Source organism: Mycobacteriales bacterium (assembly GCA_035533475.1).
Taxonomy (GTDB): Bacteria; Actinomycetota; Actinomycetes; order DATLTS01; family DATLTS01; genus DATLTS01.
On sequence record DATLTS010000053.1, the window covers coordinates 1 to 20,034 of the forward strand.

Here is a 20,034-nt window from a genome sequence, read left to right on the forward strand (position 1 = left end):
CGAAAGCCTTCTGCCGGCTGCGCTCCTACCTCGACACCGCCCGCAAACAAGGCCAACCAGCTCTGGCCGTCCTACGCATGCTCCACGACAGTGGGCCCTGGATCCCCGCCATCGCCTGAGCGGGCGGCTGAGTAGTTACAGCTGGACTAGCCCGCCGTATGCGAAGGCATATCCCAACCAGGCGTCCGTGCCATGGGTCCAGTTAGCGTTTTTCGCCGACAACAAGAAAGTCGTCAACGCGAATCCGGCAAGCCCCAAAGGCGCCGGATCTGCCACCGGCGGCACAGCTGAAACGGCCAATTCGCGTGGCCCCAACTCAGGCGCCACTGCCTCCGAACGTACCGCCATCGTGACCTTCGCCTCCTTGACTTGAAACCAGCGAGCCCCGACCAGCCCAGTCGTGCGACCTCGCGGTGTCTATGTCCGCCGCCCGTTCAGGGGAACCGGATCCAGCCGCGGGCTGGCGACGAATCATGGGCAACTCGACGTGAGCCCGTCAACACAGGTACGCCCGATCCGCGCCGAAAGGGGGCCCGGATGCGACGAACGGTCGGCTCCACTCGCCGAACGGATCGTGCCGTTCCATTTGACGCGGTGCGCCACCTTCAGCTCGCGGGCTCAATCGTCGATCCGGACGAGGCTTCGGATCCGCATCTCGACCGAGCCAAGTGAAGCCGACCGGCCTTCGAGGAGCACTGGATCGGCGCCGACAGCCGCCGTTTGGCGCCCAGTTTGCGCCGTCCGGCGCAACAAGGCCGTTCCATGCCGCCACCTCGGAGGACGGCAGGTCAGCTCGCGACTAGGGTCGGCAGCCCCTCAGCTGTGGGAGGTGCGCCATGCCGCGTGGACTTGAGCTATTCGGTCGCGCAGGGGTGAGGCGACGGGCCGTTTTCGGTGGGACGCTCGCACTCTCCTTGCTGGTGTCGACGGCCGGGATCGGGGAGGCGGGCATCGTGTCGGCTGCGGCTACAAGCTCGCTGGTGGGGCCGAACGCGAGTGTGCCGCCAGCCCAATGTGGGCCTGGGTCGACCCCCGAGCATGGGGTGCAGGGAGAAGTGCCCCTCATCGACCGACAGGATGGGCGCTCGCAACTCGGATATTCCTGCAATCTGGTCGAGGTCGGCCGCTACCAGGGGGTCGGCGCCGGCTGGATGAACGCCTGGTATGGCAACTGCGACTACTACGACACCGGGCAGAACACAGTCGATCCGGGGGTGCAGGCCATCCAGGTCACCGACCCGGTGCATCCCACCCCGACCGCCCGGCTGACCACCCCGGCGATGCTCGGCCCATGGGAGTCACTCAAGGTCAACCAGAGCCGCGGGCTGCTCGCCGGGGTCGCCGCCTATGACGCGGCCGGACAAGGCCCGCTGTACTTCGATGTCTATGACGTGAAGACGAACTGCGGTCACCCGAAGCTGCTCGCCAGCGTGCCTTTCGACGTACCGATCGGACACGAGGGGACCTGGGCGCCGAACGGGATGACCTACTACGGATCGTCGACTGCGGAACAGACACTTGCGGCGATCGACGTTTCCAACCCAGCCTCGCCGCACTTGGTGAGCGTGCTGCACAACGCCACACACGGTCTCTCGGTGAGCGATGATGGCACCCGACTGTACATGGCGGACACCGGCGGCAACGGGCTCGACATTCTGGACGCGTCTTCCGTCCAAAACCGGTCGGCGCCCCCGGTGATGATCCTTCCTTCGATCGGGCATTTGTACTGGACTGACGGCTCGACAGCCCAGGCCACGGTCCCGATCTTCTACGGCACGCACCCCTACATCCTTTTCTTCGACGAGGGTGGTGGCAGCTGCTGCGGCACGTCCGGTGTATCCGGGGTCCCGGCCGGGGCGGCGCGGATCATCGACATCGCCGACCCTACGCATCCGAGGATCGTCTCGGTGCTGCGGCTGGCGATCCAGACCCCTAGGTACGCCGCCCGCAACCAGGCTGAGGTCAAGGGCAACGGGTTGTTCGGCTACGAGGCTCACTACTGCGCGGTGGACCGGGAACATGACCCCACCGCCGCGGCGTGTGGGTATTTCCAGTCCGGGATCCGGGTCTTCGACATCCGCAACCCCTACCAGCCCCGCGAGATCGCCTACTTCAACCCCCCAGCCCAAGTCGCCAAGCACGGCCAGCTTCCGGGCTCCGAGCACGACGGTGGCTTCAGCAACCCGGGCGGCACGGCGTACGGGCAGCCGCCCAACCTGACCACCGACTGGTGCAGCTCCCCACCGCGCTTCTACACCGCGAAGGATGGTAGCCACGAGCTGTGGGCGCAGTGTCAGGACAACGGGTTCATGGTGCTCAAGTTCACCAACGGGACCTACCCGCTGCCGGCGCTGCCGGCCTCCGGAACCGCCGCCACAGTCTCCTCCCGGGCCCCGGTGGCGTCGAAAGCCCCCGGCGGGCTCAGCTCAGCTGCAAGCGCCGGTTCGCTGCCGCGAACCGGCGGCTCCTATCTCCTCGGGGTCGCGGCACTAGTCGCGGTCGCCACCGGCCTCGCCGTGTTGCGCCGCACGAGGCTCAACCCGAGCCGAGCCGCGCCAGTGAGCGTCCGACGCCAGACTCCCACCGCAAACGCTGGGGACCTCGGCGGTGCCCCGGGTGGATCGGTCACGCGCCGCCGCCCACGCCGCACCACCCATGGATGAGGCAACGCCGGCCAAGCTCTATCCTTGGCGCCGGAGTTCCCGCGAGCAAGCGGCGGGGACGACCGTTTCTGCCGGCCGGGTCGCATCCGCCAGGCTCGCCTGACGAAGTCGGGGGCAGTATGTGGGCTCGCACGGGCGTGCTTCGGTCGTGGAGGGCCACTTCCCGCGCCGCCCGGCACCGCTGCCCTACGGCGTAAGGAGAGGTCATCCCAGCGAGCAAGAAGAGATCCTCGGTCACGCCACGCACCCAGCGGGGACTCGCAGGCCGACCTGTCCGGCCGAGCCAGTCACGGCGGGGCGTTCCGCTAACCGCGCGGTGGGCGGTCTTGGCGCTGGCGGTGGTCGGGATCGTGCTGCTCCGATTTCTGACCTCCGGGGCCGGCGGATCCATCACAACAGCCCCGTCCGACGCACAGGCTCGCGCCGCCGCCTCCATGTTGGCTGCCCTACCACCGCTTCCGCCCTCCACCACCCCCACCCTTCCCAGTGGATCGCCTGCCACCACCCTGCGTGGCATGGTCCGCGGACTGCCACCTGAACGGCAACTTGTGTCCCGAAATGGGCTGCGCCTGTGGGGCGGGCCTTTCGAACCCCGGCGAATCGCCGGGACGGGTTTCACCCGGGTCGACGGCCCGGCCGCGGGATTCAACCTGCTACCGGTCCCGCCCTGGTATCAGACGATGCAGCCCGGGGTAAACGAGTTCGCCCCGGTCGCTGCCGGCGATATCAACGGGGATGGCTGGCCCGACGTCGCGGTCGGCACCCCCTACGGGGTATTCCTCTACCTGAACCTAGGCGGCCGGTTCGCCCTCCAGTCGATCGACTTTCCCTCGATGCGGCACTGGATCATTACCTATGTGGCGCTGGTCGACCTAACCGGGAACCCGGCCGGGCTGCCGGACCTATTCTTCTGCGCGTGGAAGCACGACTGCCACATTTTGGTCAATCAGGACGGCAGTTTCTCCGGCGCCGACCAGATCACCCTGCCGCTGTCGGGGGAGGTAGCGGTACACGCGGCTGCGTTCGCCGATGTCGAGCACGACGGTCGGATAGACATCGTGACCGGCGCGAGCACCGAACTGGAATGGAACTTCTACCCGCGCAGCGACACTTTGTACCTCTGGCACAACTTGGGTGGCGGCCGGTTCCGACGGCAGGCACTGCCCGGCTCGCATGGCGAGACGTTGAGCCTGCTCTTCGCTGATCTCAACGGCGACGGATGGCCTGATCTGTATGTTGGCAACGACTTCGACGAACCCGACCTGGTGTACCTCAACCATCACGGCCAGCTTGAGCCCGTGCCCCGGGCCGGTAGTCCGTTCCCGTACTCCACCGAAAGCACGATGTCGGTCGACAGTGGCGACATCAGAAATGACGGGCAACCGGCGATCTACGAAGGGGCGATCGCCTTTGGCGGGATCAGCCCAGACCAGCTGCAGGCGCAGCGCGCACCACCGGGCGCCGCCTGCCGGGCCTCCTACACCGGTGATCCCACCGAACTGCAGAACTGCCTGGCGCTCGGCGAGTTCCAAACCGCGGTGGTGCGCTCTCGAGACGTGACCAGCGTCACCGAATGCCAGCACTTTACCGACCCAACGAAACAGCGGGACTGCGTCGCGGCAGGCTACCTGTGGAACGAGGCGTTCGTCACCCTGCCCGACGAAGGCGCCAACCGGTCCGCGGTACAAGCCGAGTGCCAGCGGATCCCGGCCGCGCTGATCACGCTGCGTGACGTCTGCGCCGAGGTTCCCGCTAACCCGCTCGACTACGGCCAATCCGAGAAGACGCTCACCAACGAGATGCCGCAACATCGCAACACCAACCTGCTGTTCATCCCAAATGGCCACGGCTACCAGGACGTCACCACCCCCTGGGGGGTCGGCTTCGGCGGGTGGAGCTGGAACGCGAGATTCGTCGACCTGACCAACGACACCTGGCAAGACCTGTTCATTACCCAAGGCACCCGACTGCGCTTCGACAACTCCTCGAACATCCTCTACCGCAACCTTGGCGGCCAGCGCTTCGCCGACCAGACAGCGGCCTATGGGCTGCAGGACGACGTCCCCACCGGGGGCTCGTTGTTCCTCGACTACGCAATGGACGGCCGGGTCGACATCATCACCTATCCGTTCGCCCTGACCCCGGTGGTCTGGCGTAACGACCTGCCGGCTGGGCCCGGCCTGCAAATCGCGCTACGTGACGACCGGACGGCGAACCCGGCTGGCATCGGCGCGCGGGTGGTGATCCGCTCGCCGGACGGCCGGCTGCAGATGCGCGACATCAAGGCCAGCGGCGGATACGACTCGCAAGACTGGACCGTCGCTGCCTTCGGACTCGGCAACTGGTCGGCCGTGACCACAATCACCGTCACCTGGCCGGACGGGAGCATCCAGACGCTGACCGGGTTGGCGCTACACGCGGGCCGCTACACCCTCGAACGGCTCCCTTTCGCCGCCGTCTCATCGGCGCCGTTGGGCACCGCGACCCCAGGATCCACCGCCGAGCCCTGCTGCTTCCGACGAGACCAAGGCGCCCCAGTCCAGCCCGCGTTCGAAAACCTCGCGCCGGCCGAGGAACCCGGCCGTCAACGGTGATGAGCCTCACGCGCCCCGCCATCCCCGGCGCCGCCCCTAGCGGCGGCGGCCTGTCTTGGCGCGGGATCCCCGTCGTGCTGCCTCGGCGTGGGGACCCACGGCTGCGACTCTCCGCAGTGATCATCTCGTTGCAGGTACTCGGCCAGGCTGGGCTGAACTTCAAGGTCTCGGTGGCCCAGATTCTGATCAGCGTCGCGGTGTGCGGGCTCGTCGAGATTGGCATCACCTATCGAAGGCAGCAAGCTCTCGTGTGGCCGGCAAGCGCGATCCTCACCGGCAATGGAGTCGCGTTCATCCTGCGGGCAGCCGGCACGCGGCACGGGCAGTGGTGGACGCTACACGGCGTTGGCTTCTTCATCCTGGCAGCCCTGATTGGCTTGCTCTCAAAATATTTGATCAAACCCGGCGGCCGGCAGGTGTACAACCCGTCGAACCTCGGTCTCGTCGCCTGTCTGCTGGTCGTCAGCAGCCCGGACGTTTTCCCACAATACCTGTGGTGGGGGCCGCTGAACCCCCCGGTCATCACCGCACTGGCGATCATCCTGCTCGGCGTGGTGTGGGTGCTGCGACCCGTCGGCATGTTGCCCATGACCGCGGCTTTTCTAGTGCCCTTCGGAGCCATGATCGGCGGTCTCGCCGCCACCGGACACTGCTTCGCCGCGATCTGGCACACCGGCCCCGTGTGCGGGCTCGCCTACTGGCACGACATCACGCTGTCCCCCGAGCTCCTCATCTTCGTCTTCTACATGATGTCCGATCCCAAGACCGCGCCACGCTCCGCCCGGAGCCGACTCGCCTACGCGGGTATCACCGCGCTCATCGCCGCCGGGCTAATTGCCTTCCAACCCACCGAATACGGGGTCAAGGTCGCTCTGCTGGCCGCCCTGACCATCGTCTGCTCACTGGTCCCAGCCCTCGAACGCGCGTGTGATCGACCGCAGGCTCGCGGGCCCCGATCGATGGACGAACCGTGCCGGGGCGCGCCGCGTCAACCTGCCAGCGAGTGGCGGCACAGGGTCACCCCCTCGACGGTCGCGGTCGCCCTCATCCTGGTCACGGTTCCACTCGCGGTCAGCCGCCTGGCCGGCGATCAGCAGCTGCTTAACCTCGAGCGTGGCATCACCACCTCGGGCACCCCGCCATCGCAATAGCGGGAGCCCTTCCGCGGTCGCACTAGATTCGATCCAGTGACCGGCTCCAGCCCAGGATCGACTCTGCTCTCTTGCCTGCCGTTCGACCACGGGTTGGGCGGCGAGCGACGTCGGTGGCCGAACGTCGGCCGGATTCACTCCATGCAGTACCCGTGCTCCACGAGCCGCTGCGCCATGGTGTGATAAGCCACGGGGTTAGTCGGGGCCCATGTGGCTAGACCGTCGACGTAGCGGTTGTACATGCAAAAAGCAGCGGCGATGAGGACGGTGTCGTGGATTTCGAGGTCCGTCGCCCCGGCCTTCCGGGCGGCGCCGATATCCGTCGCCGTCACGTCACGGCCGCTCCGCTGCACCTTGGCCGCAATCCCGAGCAGGGCGCGTAACTTGGTGCCGATGAGCAGGCTCGCCGGATCACCTAGCACTGCGCTCACCAACGCCTCACCCTGGTCGAGTTGGCGGGCCGCACACGCACTATGCGAGGCCTCGCAGAAACGGCACTCGTTGAGGCTCGAGACATAGGCCGCGATGAGTTCACGTTCCCCGCGGCTCAGGGAACTATCACCACGCAGCAGAATTTCGGCGAGCTGGTTGAGGGGTCGCGCAGTCTCGGGCCGGAAGGCCATCGGCCCAAGTATTCCGGGCAGCCCGTCCGGCAGCTCGATGTGCGCCATCACTCCCGTCCCCTCGCGCGACGACAGGCACGCCGGCAGCGGCTGGCTACCATGCAGGAGCACTGCACGGGGGTCACCGGCAGCGCCTCATTCGGCCCCGCCGCCAGACCTCGGTTGCCGGACACCGCCAGCGCCGACGGGATTAGCGGTCGCTGTCACGCGCTGCCGATGCCGAGTGCTCACCTGCCAGGCTCCACGCCGGTTGATCCTTGTACGGCGCAGCACCGCGAGGCCAGTGGCGACCGCGACCAGCGCGCCGAGGGCGAGGAGTGAGGAGCCACCGGTTCGTGGCAGCGAACTGCCGCTCGCAGCCGCGCGGGGCCCGCTGGGCACGGTGGCGGCAACCGGAGCTCTGGCGGGGACCGCGCCGGCCGTACCGGAGGCCGGCAGCGCCGGCAACGGGTACACGCCGTTGGTGAACTTGAGCACCATGAACCCGTTGTCCTGACACTGCGCCCACAGCTCGTGGCTACCGTCAGCCGCCGTATCGAACCGGATCTGCGAGGTGCACCAGTCCGCCGTCAAGTTCGGCGGCTGCGCGATGTTCGTCACCCCACCCGCGTGTTCCGAGCCGGGGAGCTGGCCGTGCTTGGCGACTTGCGCCGGCGGGTTGAAATAGGCGATCTCCCGCGGCTGGTAGGGGTTGCGGATGTCGAAGACCCGAATCCCGGACTGGAAGTAACCGCAGGCCACCGCGGTCGGGTCATGCTCTCGGTCCACCACGCAATAGTGTGCCTCGTAGCCGAACCCCCCGTTGCCCGCGACCTCGGCCTGGTTTTGCTTGGCGTACTTCGGAGTTTGGATCGCCAACCGCAGCACCGAGATAATCTTCGGAGCTGCGGGATTCGCGATGTCGATGATCCGGGCCGCCCCCGCCGGCACACCGGTCGTGCTCAGCGAGCTCCCGGCGCCTCCCTCGTCGAAGAAGAGAATGTAAGGGTGCCCGTGGTAGCTGATGGGAATCGTGCTCTGGGCTGTCGAGCCATCGGTCCAGTACACATGGCCGATCTCGGTCGTCACCGGCGCGGCGGACCGGGACTGGATCTGGCTGACGTCGTAAATCTCCAGGCCGTTGCCGCTCCCGCTGCTGCCGACAATGTCCGCAGCATAGAGGGTATTTCCGTCGTCGCTGACCGACAGACCATGCGTGATCGTTCCCACCCGGAACACATTGAGCAGGCGGGGAAGCGCTGGATTGCTGACGTCGATGGCGGCCAACGTGCCGGCAGACGCCGTGCTGCCGTAGTAGGTCATGCCGTCGGGTGCCCAGTTCCCCTCATGGCCGAACGGGACGTCCATCGGGGTGCTAGACAGCAGCGTCGGGTGGGCGCAGTCAGTCTTGACGCTGTAGACGTCGAAGAACAGCGGACCCTGGCCGGCGCCGTCGTAGGCGGCAACCGCCCCGAGCAGGCCGCGCGGCTGGTTGACCTTGAGTGACTCCCACGGCCCGAGCATCGCCGGGCTGGTCAACCGGGCGGTCGGCTGCGGATGCGCCGGGTTGGATGCGTCGATCACCTGCACCCCCGGGGCGGTGGTGTTCTGCGCGGTGTCGTAGTAGTCGCAGTTGCCATACCAGGCGTTCTGCCAGCCAGCGCCGACCCCCTGGTACTGCCCGACGAGCACCAGGTTGCACCGGTAGCCGAGTTGGGACCGCCCGTCCTGGCGGTCTTTGAGCGGCACCTCCCCTTGCACCCCGTCTTCGGGCACCGACCCCGAGCCGCAGTGAGCCGGCGGCACAGTCGCGTTCGGCCCGACCAGCAGACTCCCCGAACCCGCCGCAGCGGCGCCGACCCCCGCACCTGCCGACAGCAGCATCAGAGCCGCGACCCCGGCCAGCAACCGAACGCCCGGGACCCTCGGTCCAGCAATCACCGCTACCTCCACTTCCCCGCACGGCAACACGCGGGCGAAGACCTGCGCCACAGCCCACGTCCCTAGCCATGTCGCTGCCGTCCGCGCCTCTGTGCCTCCCCGCCGGGTGACGGACTGACACAGAACTCGCTGTTCGACCCCCCTGCAGCGTGGTCCTGGCCGGCGTGGCAAGTTTGCGACGGGCGGTCGAAACCGCGCGCCAAACGGTGACTGGAGATCCCAGGACAGGAAAAGTTCACGGTCGGGCGCGAATCTCGCCGGGACCATCGCTCAACGCAACTTCGGCCTCCCTCCCATGGCAGCTCCCATCCGGTTCCGTGGAGTCCACGCCCGTGGTGAACGGGGTCGGCGAGTCCGCGCTGACGTAGACGACCCCGCGTCATCCTCAAGGACCTGTCTCAAGGATCTCGGCGGAAGGAGCACGGTGGTCGACCCGTCGATGTTGGTCGGTCCGAGATGGCGGCAAGCAACTGGAGAACGCATCGCCCCAATCACGGCTGACGTTCCCAGGGTTACTCGCGGAAGTAGGTCGGAATCCGCCGTTCAACGACCAGATTCGACCGTTTAGCGCAGAAAGCGCCAACTGGGAGTGACCTGGGGGGACGATCCCCCGCCTAGCCGTCTAGGTTCCCCCTGACCGCGTGTCGGGGAGCGGAGGTCGAGATGTCTGCTATCACAGGTGTGCCCCGGTGCTGGGCGGCCCGCCGCGCCATGGTTGGCCGCCGCGGCGTCCTGACAGCGACGGTGGTCGTTTCGGTGGTCTCCGCCGGCTTTGGCGGAGTCGGCGGGCCTGCCGCCGCCCTGGCGTCGTCCAGCGCCGCGGCAGCCACCCTGGTGGGCCCGAACGCGACCGTACCTCCAGCGACCTGTGGACCAGGATCGGTCCCCGAGCATGGGGTGCAGGGCGAGGTGCCGCTCAAGGACCGTCAGGATGGCCGCTCGCAGCTTGGGTATCGCTGCAACCTCATCCTGGTCGGCCAGCACCAAGGCCAGGGTGCCGGATGGCAGAACGCCTGGTATGGCCACTGCGACTACTACGACACCAAGACCAGCGTTGATCCAACCAAGTTCCCAAATGGTGGCGGCAACGGTCAGATCAACCCAGGAACCCAGGTAGTCGATGTCTCAAACCCGGCGCACCCCGAGCTGACCGGGAACCTGGACACTCCGGCTCTGGACGGCCCCTGGGAGTCACTCAAGGTCAACCAGCCCCGCGGTCTACTCGCTGGCGTGGGCGGCTTCGGCGGGGATGTGGCAGGTCCGCTGTACTTTGACGTGTACGACGTCAAAACCGATTGCGCACACCCCAAGCTCCTCGCCAGCGTCCCATTTGATACCCCGAACGGCCACGAAGGAAATTGGGCGCCAGACGGGATGACCTACTACGGGACGAACCTCGCAGGGGGACTCTCCGCCGCCATCGATGTCTCGAACCCCGCCTCACCCGCCCCGATCACGGTTGGCCAACCCGGTGGTTGCGCGGTTAATCACGGTTTGTCACTCAGCGATGACGGCAAGACGCTATACGTGGCCTGCATCTCCCCCGAGGGTCTGAAGATCGTGGACACCAGCGCGATTCAGGACCGTGCAGCCGGCGCGACCTTCGGCTCGACGATCGGCTCCCTGAGCTGGTCCGACGGGTCGACCGGCCAGGTGCCAATTCCGATCAGCTACGGCACTCACCCGTACATTCTGTTCGTCGACGAAGGCGGAGGAACGTGTTGCGGGGGTGTGAGCGGTGTTCCGGCCGGAGCGGCCCGAATCATCGACATCGCGAATCCCGCCGCTCCGAAGATTATCTCGGTGCTGCGGTTGGCGATCCAGACTCCGAAGTACGCCAAGCAAAACCAGGCCGAGATCGCAGGCAACGGTTCGTTCGGTTACCAGGCGCACTACTGCGCGGTGGACCGGGAGCATAACCCGACCGCGGCGGCCTGCGGATATTTCCAATCCGGGATACGGGTCTTCGACATCCGCAACCCCTACCAACCGCACGAAATCGCGTACTTCAACCCACCGGCTCAAGTGGCCAAGCACGGGCAACTTCCCGGCTCGGAACACGACGGCGGGCCGAACAACAGCCAACCGCCCAATATGACAGCGGACTGGTGCAGTTCGCAGATCCGGTTCTATACCGCCGCCGATGGCAGTCATGAGTTGTGGGCACAGTGTCAGGACAACGGGTTCATGGTGCTCAAATTCACCAACGCTGTGTACCCGCTGCCGGAGTTACCGGCCCAGGCCCCGACGTTCACGGTGGCACCGAAGGCGCCAGCCCGCACAGCCGTACTGGGCGTCAAGTTTACGAGCACGCAAAGCGGCCCGCTGCCGCGGACGGGTGGCTCCCCGCTGCTCGCCGTCTGCGCGCTTCTGGCCACAGTCGTGGGCGCGGGGCTACTCCGCCGTGCCCGGTCCAAACCCTGAAGTGTCCAGAAGCTCAGGTCGGCGTCGTCCGCTCACCAAGCGTGACCTTGCAGGCGCCAAGTCTCCCGCGCTGACGCAGCGTGAGGGTCTACCCTGACGCTGCAGGTGCACAACCGTGTCGAGGCAGCGATTCGCGCCGCCAAAGAAGGTTGGCTGTAGAGGTACGCTCATCGGAGACCGCGCGTTCGACCCCTACGCTGACGCGCGGCGAGCCTCGGTGTTGGTACCTGCCGGACTGAGCCGGATGACGGGACCCTCGAGCAGCGGTTGCGAGTTCGCATTCTGTGAGGCGCGGTGCACCCGTGTGTACGGTGCGCGAACCCCGGTCAGGGGGTCGTCATCCCGACCGTCCTCAGGCACCTCGAAGGTAGGGATGATCTTCCCCCGGTGGTAGACCCGAATCTCGAGGACATACTGCTGGATGAGGGTGAAGGGCGCCAGAAGTTCAGTCGCGCTCATGCGGCAGATTCGTATTCGTGCAGGAGGCCGCCGAGGATGTCGCATCGGCGAACGTCGGTGAAGGCGACCGGCTTATCCGGGTATGGCGGACCGGATGCGCAGTCGAGTAGCCGGCCGCGGAGAAGGACGACGACGGTTATAGTGTTAGACGTAGATCGCCAGAATGCGTTCCAGGTGCCGGCGGCCGACGATGAGCATCCAGTCCAAGGCTTCGGTGCGCACGGTGCGGACCCATCGTTCCGCGTACGCGTTCGCGCGGGGTGAGCCACCGGCGTGGGTATGATCCGCAGGCCTTCGGAGCGAAACACTTCGTCGAACGCCCTGGTGAACTTGGTGTCCCGGTCGCGGATCAGGAACTTCATCGCCATGCCCGCGTCGGCGAGGTCGGCGAGCAGGTTACGGGCGACTTGGGTCACCCACGGCCCGGTCGGATGCGCGGTCACGCCGAAGATGTGCACCGCTCGGGTCCGAACCTCGATCGCAAACAGCACGTAGAGCCTGGTCAGCCCGACGGTGTCGACGGTGAAGAAGTCGATCGCCAGGATGCCGGCGGCCTGGGCGCGCAGGAAGCCGAGCCAGCCGGGCCCGGTCCGCCGCGGCGCCGGCCCGATCCGGTGCGCCCGCAGCAGCCTGCGGATGCTGCTCGCGCCGACCCGGATGCCGAGCTTGCGCAGCTCGCCTTGGATCCTCACGCATCCCCAGGAGGCGTTTTCCCGGCCGAGTCGAAGGATCAACTCCACGGTCGGTGAAGGCAGCGGCGGCCGACCGGTCCGGCCGGCTTGTCTTCCCCACCGTCGCCATTTGCGGGCGGCCAGTTCCCGCTGCCAGCGCAGCAGCGTCGCCGGGGTGATGAGAAACGCAGCCCAGCGCGCTCTCGGCAGTAGCCGGCCCAGCCCGGCCAGCAGCGCCCGATCCGCCGGTCGGTAGCTCACCCGGCCGGATACCTGGCGGGCCAGCACGGCGAGTTGATGGCGCAAGACCAGGATCTCGACGTCCTTGTTCGTCTCGTCGCGACGCATCGAAACGATCAACTCAAGGATCCGGCGCAAGCCGAGAAAGAAGAACGACCACAGCATGGCAACCATGATCCAATATTGCCATCCGTGTTCTCCGGACGGCCCGCCGAAAACCGTCCTCACGAGCGCGAATCCGGCTTCTGGACCCCTACAGCCCACCTGGGCCGAGTAGGTCCGCCATAGGATGATCCCGACGTCCAGCGAGAGAGCGAAGCGGGTGGCGACCGGTTGCTGCGCTTCTCATACACCCGATGGCCGACGTCCGGGTGATCGAAACCGGCGTTCGGCGCGTCCAGATCCTGACGAATTCCTATGTACGATCCGCTATACTAAGCCTATGCCCGAGAGGTCGGCGGCTGAACTGCTCCGAGATGCGCGAACGAAGGCTGGGCTGTCCCAGACGGAGTTGGCAGCCCGGGCTGGGGTGACCCAGAGCGTGGTCAGTGTGTACGAGTCGGGTCGGCGCCAGCCGGCATTGCCGACCCTGGCCGGGCTCGTGGCGGCAGCCGGCTACGAGTTGGATGTGCGGCTACGTAGCCTGGCGCCGGCGCCGCGGGCGCTTTCGGGCCCATTGGGGCGTCGGGTGCGCCGTCATCACCCGCGCCTCGTCCGGATCGCCGCTGCGTACGGGGTGCGGCTGATCGGCGTGTTCGGCAGCGTCGCGCGGGGCGAGGAGCGGATCAATAGCGACCTTGACCTACTCGTCGAGTTTCCAACCGAGTTCAGCTTGTTCCAGATGGGCCGGCTGGCCAGCGAGTTGGAGGCTGTCCTCGGCGCGCGGGTAGACCTCGTACCCGCCGCCGATCTCAAACCAGGTGTGCGAGCCAACGTGCTCGCCGAACTGGTCGAGCTGTGACGCGCCGGGACTCTCAGCGGCTGACGGACATCACGACCGCCGTCGCCGCGATTCGGGCCCATCTGTCCCGTGGCGACATGTCCGACGCGCTCATCTTCGACGCCGTCCGCGTCCGGCTCATCGAAATCGGCGAGGCGGTCAAAGCGCTCGACCTCGCACTACTGGCGAGCGAGCCGACCATTCCCTGGGCGAAGATCGCCGGTATGCGCGACCAGCTCGCCCATCACTACTTCGACACCTCACACGCCATCGTGACCGGTACCGTCCACCACGACCTGCCCGAACTCGAGCAAGCGGTCGAACGGCTCACTTCGAGATTGACCCAGCAAGCTGAGTAGCAGCCGCTCGGATCGGACACCCGTTGCTGGAAAACGCTGAGCATCCACGTCATGGCCGCGCCGAGCATCGCTGCCCTCGGCCTAGCATGAGGTTGCCGCGATCGACTTTCCTCCCTGGGAGACACCATGGAAACGGCGTTCACCCTGCTTGTGGGTATCCAGCATCCGCTTCAGCAGGCTGTCATGGGCGGCGTGTCCGTCCCCGAGCTGGCCGGCGCCGTGGCGCACGCCGGGGCCCTGGGAATGCTGTGTGAGTTCGATGACGAAGCTGCCTCTGAGCGGATGACCCGGGCCTTGAAGCTCGGCGGCGGCGGTGCCATCGGGATGGGTTTCTTCGGACAGTGGATCGATCGAGATCTGGAGACATTCGAGATAGCCTCCGACCGGTTGCGGGTCGTCGAGGTCTTCTGGAGCGCGCCGGACGCGGCTCTGGTCGCCCGGGCGCGCCGATCGGGAGCCGCGCTGGTCGGCTGGCAGGTCGGTTCCCTCGACGAAGCCCTTGGGGCAGTCGACGTCGGCTGCGACTTTGTGGTCGCCCAGGGAAGGGAGGCCGGAGGCCACGTCCGGGGCACCCTCCCTCGGCAGGAGCTGCTGGAGCTTGTCCTGTCCCACGTCAGCGTTCCTGTCGTCACCGCAGGGGGGATCACCACGGCTGCGGACGTCCTCGCAGCGATCGCGGAGGGCGCGGCAGCGGTGCGCGTCGGCACCCGGTTCGTCGCCACGAAAGAGTCCAATGCGCACCCGGAATACGTACAGGCGCTGCTCGCCGCAACATCCGGTGACCAGACGGTCCTCACGACCGCGTTCGGAGTCGGCTGGCCGGATGCGCCGCACCGTGTGCTCGCCAGTGCCGTGGCCGCCGCCGAGCAGTTCGAGGGCGAGGTCGTTGGACAGGTGAGCGGCCCGGGTGGACCGTCCCCCGTCCCCCGCTTTTCGGTGGTCACCCCGTCCATCAAGGCGGTGGGACACATCGATGCCATGGCTCTCTATGCCGGCACCGGCGTCGGCGCCGTGACCGCGGTCCTGCCTGCTGCGGAGGTCGTCGCCGACCTCGTTTCACAGCTTGACTGAAGCGTGGTGTCCGCGAGCACCTAGGGTAGTTGTCTCGGTTTTCAGCGGCGATTGATTCGAGGGCTACTCGGCCGGGTCGCACCTTCTCGAGGATGGCGGCGGCGCTGGCGGTCCAGACAAGCGGTTTTGGATTGTTGTTGTTCGCGTCGAGGTAGGCCTGGATGGCCGCGATGAGGTCGGGCACCGAGTGGAAGACGCCGCGGCGGATGGCCTTGTCGGTGATGTCGCGAAACCAGCGTTCCACCAAGTTGAGCCAGGAACTGGAGGTGGTGCCGCGGCTGACGGCCGTCCTCCAACAGGCTCATCGACAACTCCCGCGCCCGCTGCGTCGTCCACGCCTCATTGGGATGTGCGGTGACCCCGACCAAGCGAACCTGGCGGGCACGGATCTCGATCGGGAACAGCACGTCCAGCGTCTTGAGCAGCACCATTTCAACAGTGAAGAAGTCGGTAGCCAGGATCCCGGCCGCCTGCGCCCGCAGGAACGCCCGCCACGTGCTTGAAGCGCGGTGCCGTGCGGGGCAGCGCCCGGCTCAGTGCGGCCAACATGGCCCGGTCGACCGGCCGATACTCGACCCGTTTCACCTGACGCCGCACGACCGCGAGCTGGTGGCGCAGGACGAGGATCTCGAGCTCCTTGGCCGCGTCGTCCCGGGCGCTCCCCCACGCTCAATCCGAGCCCGCTCAGGTTTCTGCACCCGACAGTCGCCTACCCCAAGATGACCACGCCAGAGCCGACCGTAGTTGCGCGCTGACGCCCAGCCACCAAGACGATCTTCTTGGCCACCACCCACGGGCCGATGCCAGAACCCAATCGGTGGATTCAGGCTTGGGCCTCTGGGTCAGGCAAGGTCGAATCGGCCAAGGTTCATCGCCTTGTCCCACGCCGCGACGAAGTCGCGTACGAACTTCTCCTTCGAGTCGTCACTGGCGTAGACCTCCGCGAGCGCACGCAGCTCGGAGTTAGACCCGAAGACGAGGTCGACGCGGCTGCCGGTCCACCTGACCTCGCCCGTGGCGGAGTCACGACCCTCGAAGGCCCCCGCGTCCTCAGACGTCGGCATCCATGTGGTGCCCATGTCGAGCAGGTTCACGAAGAAGTCATTGGTGAGTGTTCCGGGTCGCGTCGTGAAAACGCCGAGCGGAGACTGCTGGGCATTTGCACCCAGGACACGCAGGCCACCGACGAGGACCGTCATCTCGGGGGCACTCATGGTCAACAGATTCGCGCGGTCGACAAGGAGGAACTCAGCCGGCAGCCGGTGTCCCTTCCCGTAGTAGTTCCGGAACCCGTCCGCGGTCGGCTCGAGCACCGCGAAAGACTCGACGTCGGTCTGGTCCTGCGACGCATCCGTACGTCCCGGGGTGAATGGCACCTGGACGTGATGACCGGCGTTCGCGGCCGCCTGCTCGACGGCCGCGCAACCGCCGAGCACAATCAGGTCGGCGAGCGAGATCTGCTTCCCGCCCGTCTGCGCGCTATTGAACGTCTCCCGCAGACTCTCCAGGGATCGCAGCACGATCGCAAGCTCGTCAGGGTCGTTGACCGCCCACCCGCTCTGCGGCTCGAGACGCAGTCGCGCCCCGTTGGCGCCACCGCGCTTGTCGCTTCCGCGAAACGTCGACGCTGACGCCCACGCGGTGGAGACCAGCCGGGAGATGGACAACCCCGAGGAGAGGATCTGACTCTTCAGGGTGGCGATGTCCTCCGCCCCTACGAGCTCGTGCGCAACGGCCGGGACGGGGTCCTGCCACAGCAGCGTCTCCTGCGGGACCAGCGGCCCGAGGTAGCGCGCGATGGGCCCCATGTCGCGGTGCGTCAGTTTGAACCAGGCCCGAGCGAAGGCGTCCGCGAGCTCCTCCGGGTGCTCGAGGAAGCGGCGCGAGATCTGCTCGTAGACCGGGTCCGCTCGAAGCGCGAGGTCGGTCGTCGCCATCATCGGGGCGTGCCTGCGCGACGGGTCGTGGGCGTCGGGCACGGTGTCCACCGCAGCGCCGTCCTTGGGAGCCCACTGCTGCGCGCCGGCGGGGCTCTTCACGAGCTCCCACTCGTGGCCGAACAGGGTCTCGAAGTAGCTGTTGTCCCAGGTCAGCGGCGTAGGCGTCCACGCACCTTCGAGCCCGCTGGTGATCGTGTCCCCGCCCCTGCCGCTGCCGTAGCTGTTCCGCCAGCCGAGGCCCCGCTCCTCCAGCGGGGCACCCTCGGGCTCGGGTCCGATGTGCTCGTTCGGGTCGGCCGCGCCGTGGGTTTTGCCGAACGTGTGGCCGCCAGCGATCAGCGCGACCGTCTCCTCGTCATTCATCGCCATGCGGCGAAATGTCTCGCGGATATCCCGAGCCGAGGCCAGCGGGTCCGGGGTGCCGTTCGGGCCCTCCGGGTTCACGTAGATGAGGCCCATCTGAACAGCGGCAAGCGGGTCCTCGAGCTCCCGGTCGCCGATGTAGCGTTCGTCGCCGAGCCAGGTGTCCTCCGGTCCCCAGTAGACGTCCTCGTCAGGCTCCCAGACGTCCGCGCGACCGCCCGCGAAGCCAAAGGTCGTCAAGCCCATGGTCTCCAGGGCCCGGGTGCCGGCGAAGACAATCAGGTCGGCCCACGAGATCTTGCGGCCGTACTTCTTTTTGACCGGCCAGAGCAGCCTGCGGGCCTTGTCGAGGTTCGCGTTGTCGGGCCAGCTGTTGATCGGCGCGAAACGCTGCATACCCGCGCCGGCCCCCCCGCGCCCGTCGCTGATGCGGTACGTACCCGCGCTGTGCCACGCCATCCGAATGAAGAACGGGCCGTAGTGGCCGTAGTCGGCGGGCCACCAGTCCTGCGAGGTCGTCATACCTTCGTCGACGTCCCGGCGCAGGGCCTCGAGGTCGAGAGTGTTGAACTCCGCGGCGTAGTCGAAGTCGTCGCCCATGGGGTTGGCCACGGCGGGGTGCTTGCGCAGGATCTTCAGGTTGAGCTGATTCGGCCACCAGTCGCGGTTCCCCGCGCCCTCGGTCGGGTGATTGCGGCGAGCGGACGAGACCGGGCAGGCGCCTTCGCTCTCCGGCGAGTTCATGTCTCCGACAACTGCATCGTGGTGCTCGGGCACGGGAATCCTTCCGGTATGTGATGGGTCAGGGGCGATCAGGAGGCGCGGTGATCATGAGCCGTGGGCGGCTGGAGCAGTCGGGACACATGCCCCAGTAGGTGACCTCAGCCTCGTCGATCGCGAAGCCATGGTCGTCGGACGCGGTCAGGCAGGGCGTCTCGCCGACGGCGCAGTCGACGTCGGAGACGGCGCCACACGACCGGCACACGACGTGGTGGTGGTTGTCCCCGACCCGCGACTCGTATCGAGCGACGGAGCCAGCCGGCTCTAGGCGCCGCACCAGGCCCGCCGTGGTCAGCGCGCGCAGCACGTCGTACACAGCTTGGTGCGACACCTCACTCAGATCCTTGCGCACGACACGGATGATCGAGTGCGTGTCCGCGTGCGGATGCTCCTGCACGGCGGCCAGCACCGCGAGCCGAGGGCGCGTCACACGCAGGGCAGCCCGGCGCAGCACGTGCTCGAATCCGGACGACGAGGGCACGCTTCGAGTCTGCTGATTTTCTGGGATCAGTCAACTTACGGGCACCCACCACGACGATGCGCCCCACAGCGCCTCACCGGTCGACGCCACGCCGCACGCGTGCGTTCCCCCGGCCGATGAAATGCAGCGCGGCACCTGCCCGGCGTGTTGTCCAGCTCAAGGAACGCCGCCGACCGAGCCGTCTCCACGCGTGGATCACGATCGGCAGGCAGGCCCACCGGTATCCCGCCGCGCTCGCCGGCCCGGGTATGAACCGGCCGTCGGGTCAGCGTGTTTTGGGCCGGGGCTTCCCCTTGCTCGCTTTCGACCTCTCCAACCGCGCGTCAGGTCCCGGGACGAACAGGCCCTCATGCCCGTCGACTTCCCAGCGCACCAGGTACGGCGGCATACCCCTCGAGCCCCGGACGTCGATCACTGTGCCACGGCGAACCAACTCGCCGACCCGGTGCCCGCGAACCACGACATGATCACCAACAGTTGCCTGCATGGCGGCCTCCCTCGACACCCCCATCCTGACCCCGCCGGGCCGGAAACACCAGCGGTCGGCCCCAGCCTGGACGCGGGACTGGTTGCCCAGGCAGTCGACCCTCGATCCGGGCACGGCAACATCGTCTGCGCGCGGTCCCTCTGCGGTGTTGTTCGGTCGCCAGCCCCCGTTCGTCATGACCCGCCAAGGTCTCGGGCGGTGGGACGGGTTCTGCCCGCCGGCAGCGCCGCGCTCGTGACCTCCGGACTACGCGGATCCGGTGACGCCCGACGTGTTCCGCATCCGCCGGCCACGGTCACCTGCGGTCCCGGCCCGGACGGTGACGATCGCGCCGTTCGGCGTCTGCGACCAGGGAATCGCGTCGGGTCCTGCGCCTTGCAGGTGACCGAGCGCGATGCGCAAGGTGTCGCCGTGGGTCACGATGACGACTACAGGTCCTGGCGGTCGAGCTGCCAGTGCCGTGAGGAAGCAGGCGACTCGCCGGTAGACGTCTCGTGTGCTTTCCCCGCCCGGTGGGCGCCAGTCCGGGTCGGACCACTGGGGCTGCGCGGGCGATGTCCATACCTCAGCCGAGCGACGCCCCTCGAACGTTCCGAGGCCCCGCTCGCGCAGCGCTGCCGTCGTCTGAAGGGGCGCGCCGAGTCGGGTAGCGATGGGGACGGCGGTTTGCACCGCACGGGCGAGGTCACTGGAGATGACGGCCAAGGCGCCGCTGTGCGCGAGCGTGCGAGAAGCGGTGCGTGCTTGGTGGTGACCGAGTTCGGTGAGCGGGACATGCGATGTCTGGCCCTGCACGCGCCCTTCGGCATTCCACTCGCTTTGACCGTGCCGCACGAAGTGCAGGACGAGCGACGGCTTCATCGGGCGG

The 20,034-nt window shown here is 67.3% G+C and carries 16 protein-coding genes and 1 pseudogene; 8 read left to right on the forward strand and 9 right to left on the reverse strand.

Translation table 11 applies throughout. From position 1 onward, the window contains the following. Positions 1–135 precede the first annotated feature (135 nt). A complete protein-coding gene (locus VNG13_13345; protein ID HVA61503.1) occupies positions 136–348 on the reverse strand; it encodes a GPR1/FUN34/YaaH family transporter in 213 nt (70 codons plus the stop codon). A 707-nt stretch (positions 349–1,055) separates the two neighbouring features. On the opposite strand from VNG13_13345, the gene VNG13_13350 reads away from it, so the two are divergent. The 3 genes from VNG13_13350 to VNG13_13360 all read left to right on the forward strand — a co-directional run bounded on the left by VNG13_13350 (position 1,056) and on the right by VNG13_13360 (position 6,408). Further along, positions 1,056–2,663, forward strand: a complete 1,608-nt coding sequence (locus VNG13_13350) for a hypothetical protein (GenBank protein ID HVA61504.1) — start codon at positions 1,056–1,058, stop codon at positions 2,661–2,663. 515 nt (positions 2,664–3,178) lie between these two features. After that, entirely contained in the window at positions 3,179–5,257 is a 2,079-nt protein-coding gene (locus tag VNG13_13355; GenBank protein HVA61505.1) for a CRTAC1 family protein, read from the forward strand. Between the two features lie 116 nt (positions 5,258–5,373). Then, positions 5,374–6,408: a hypothetical protein gene (locus VNG13_13360; GenBank protein HVA61506.1), complete on the forward strand. Its 1,035-nt coding sequence runs from the start codon at positions 5,374–5,376 to the stop codon at positions 6,406–6,408. Positions 6,409–6,542: 134 nt separating this feature from the next. On the opposite strand, the gene VNG13_13365 is transcribed toward VNG13_13360, so the two are convergent. Next, complete coding sequence (locus VNG13_13365) at positions 6,543–7,079, reverse strand: peroxidase-related enzyme (GenBank protein ID HVA61507.1); 537 nt, start codon at positions 7,077–7,079, stop codon at positions 6,543–6,545. Between the two features lie 87 nt (positions 7,080–7,166). Next, positions 7,167–9,002 carry a hypothetical protein gene (locus tag VNG13_13370; protein ID HVA61508.1) on the reverse strand — a complete coding sequence of 612 codons (1,836 nt, stop codon included), beginning with the start codon at positions 9,000–9,002 and terminating at the stop codon, positions 7,167–7,169. An 846-nt stretch (positions 9,003–9,848) separates the two neighbouring features. On the opposite strand from VNG13_13370, the gene VNG13_13375 reads away from it, so the two are divergent. Next, entirely contained in the window at positions 9,849–11,375 is a 1,527-nt protein-coding gene (locus tag VNG13_13375; protein ID HVA61509.1) for a hypothetical protein, read from the forward strand. A 455-nt stretch (positions 11,376–11,830) separates the two neighbouring features. Here the strand turns inward: VNG13_13375 and VNG13_13380 are convergent, their stop codons facing one another. Next, positions 11,831–12,919, reverse strand: coding sequence for a hypothetical protein (locus tag VNG13_13380; protein ID HVA61510.1), 1,089 nt, complete (start codon positions 12,917–12,919; stop codon positions 11,831–11,833). Positions 12,920–13,187: 268 nt separating this feature from the next. Here VNG13_13380 and VNG13_13385 point away from each other — a divergent pair, with 268 nt between their 5' ends. The 3 genes from VNG13_13385 (at position 13,188) to VNG13_13395 (ending at position 15,115) form a co-directional block, all read left to right on the forward strand. After that, entirely contained in the window at positions 13,188–13,706 is a 519-nt protein-coding gene (locus VNG13_13385; protein ID HVA61511.1) for a helix-turn-helix domain-containing protein, read from the forward strand. Continuing rightward, positions 13,703–14,044, forward strand: a complete 342-nt coding sequence (locus VNG13_13390) for a HepT-like ribonuclease domain-containing protein (protein ID HVA61512.1) — start codon at positions 13,703–13,705, stop codon at positions 14,042–14,044. The genes VNG13_13385 and VNG13_13390 overlap by 4 nt, the downstream gene beginning before the upstream one ends. 126 nt (positions 14,045–14,170) lie before the next feature. Then, on the forward strand, positions 14,171–15,115 hold the full coding sequence (locus VNG13_13395) for a nitronate monooxygenase (GenBank protein HVA61513.1): 945 nt from the start codon (positions 14,171–14,173) through the stop codon (positions 15,113–15,115). A 49-nt stretch (positions 15,116–15,164) separates the two neighbouring features. Here the strand turns inward: VNG13_13395 and VNG13_13400 are convergent. Next, a pseudogene (locus VNG13_13400) lies at positions 15,165–15,383 on the reverse strand (IS630 family transposase). Here VNG13_13400 and VNG13_13405 point away from each other — a divergent pair. After that, a complete protein-coding gene (locus VNG13_13405) occupies positions 15,277–15,618 on the forward strand; it encodes a hypothetical protein (protein HVA61514.1) in 342 nt (113 codons plus the stop codon). The pseudogene VNG13_13400 and the gene VNG13_13405 overlap by 107 nt on opposite strands. A 339-nt stretch (positions 15,619–15,957) precedes the next feature. On the opposite strand, the gene katG is transcribed toward VNG13_13405, so the two are convergent. The 4 genes from katG to VNG13_13425 form a co-directional block, all read right to left on the reverse strand. Further along, positions 15,958–18,162 (reverse strand): catalase/peroxidase HPI, encoded by a 2,205-nt coding sequence (gene katG, locus VNG13_13410; GenBank protein ID HVA61515.1) that lies wholly within the window; start codon positions 18,160–18,162, stop codon positions 15,958–15,960. A 58-nt stretch (positions 18,163–18,220) separates the two neighbouring features. Further along, positions 18,221–18,679 (reverse strand): Fur family transcriptional regulator, encoded by a 459-nt coding sequence (locus VNG13_13415; protein ID HVA61516.1) that lies wholly within the window; start codon positions 18,677–18,679, stop codon positions 18,221–18,223. Positions 18,680–18,944: 265 nt separating this feature from the next. Continuing rightward, positions 18,945–19,343 (reverse strand): DUF1918 domain-containing protein, encoded by a 399-nt coding sequence (locus VNG13_13420; GenBank protein HVA61517.1) that lies wholly within the window; start codon positions 19,341–19,343, stop codon positions 18,945–18,947. Between the two features lie 69 nt (positions 19,344–19,412). Next, the gene (locus VNG13_13425) at positions 19,413–20,027 is read right to left on the reverse strand and encodes a histidine phosphatase family protein (GenBank protein ID HVA61518.1); all 615 of its coding nucleotides are present in this window, start codon (positions 20,025–20,027) and stop codon (positions 19,413–19,415) included. Between the last annotated feature and the right edge of the window lie 7 nt (positions 20,028–20,034).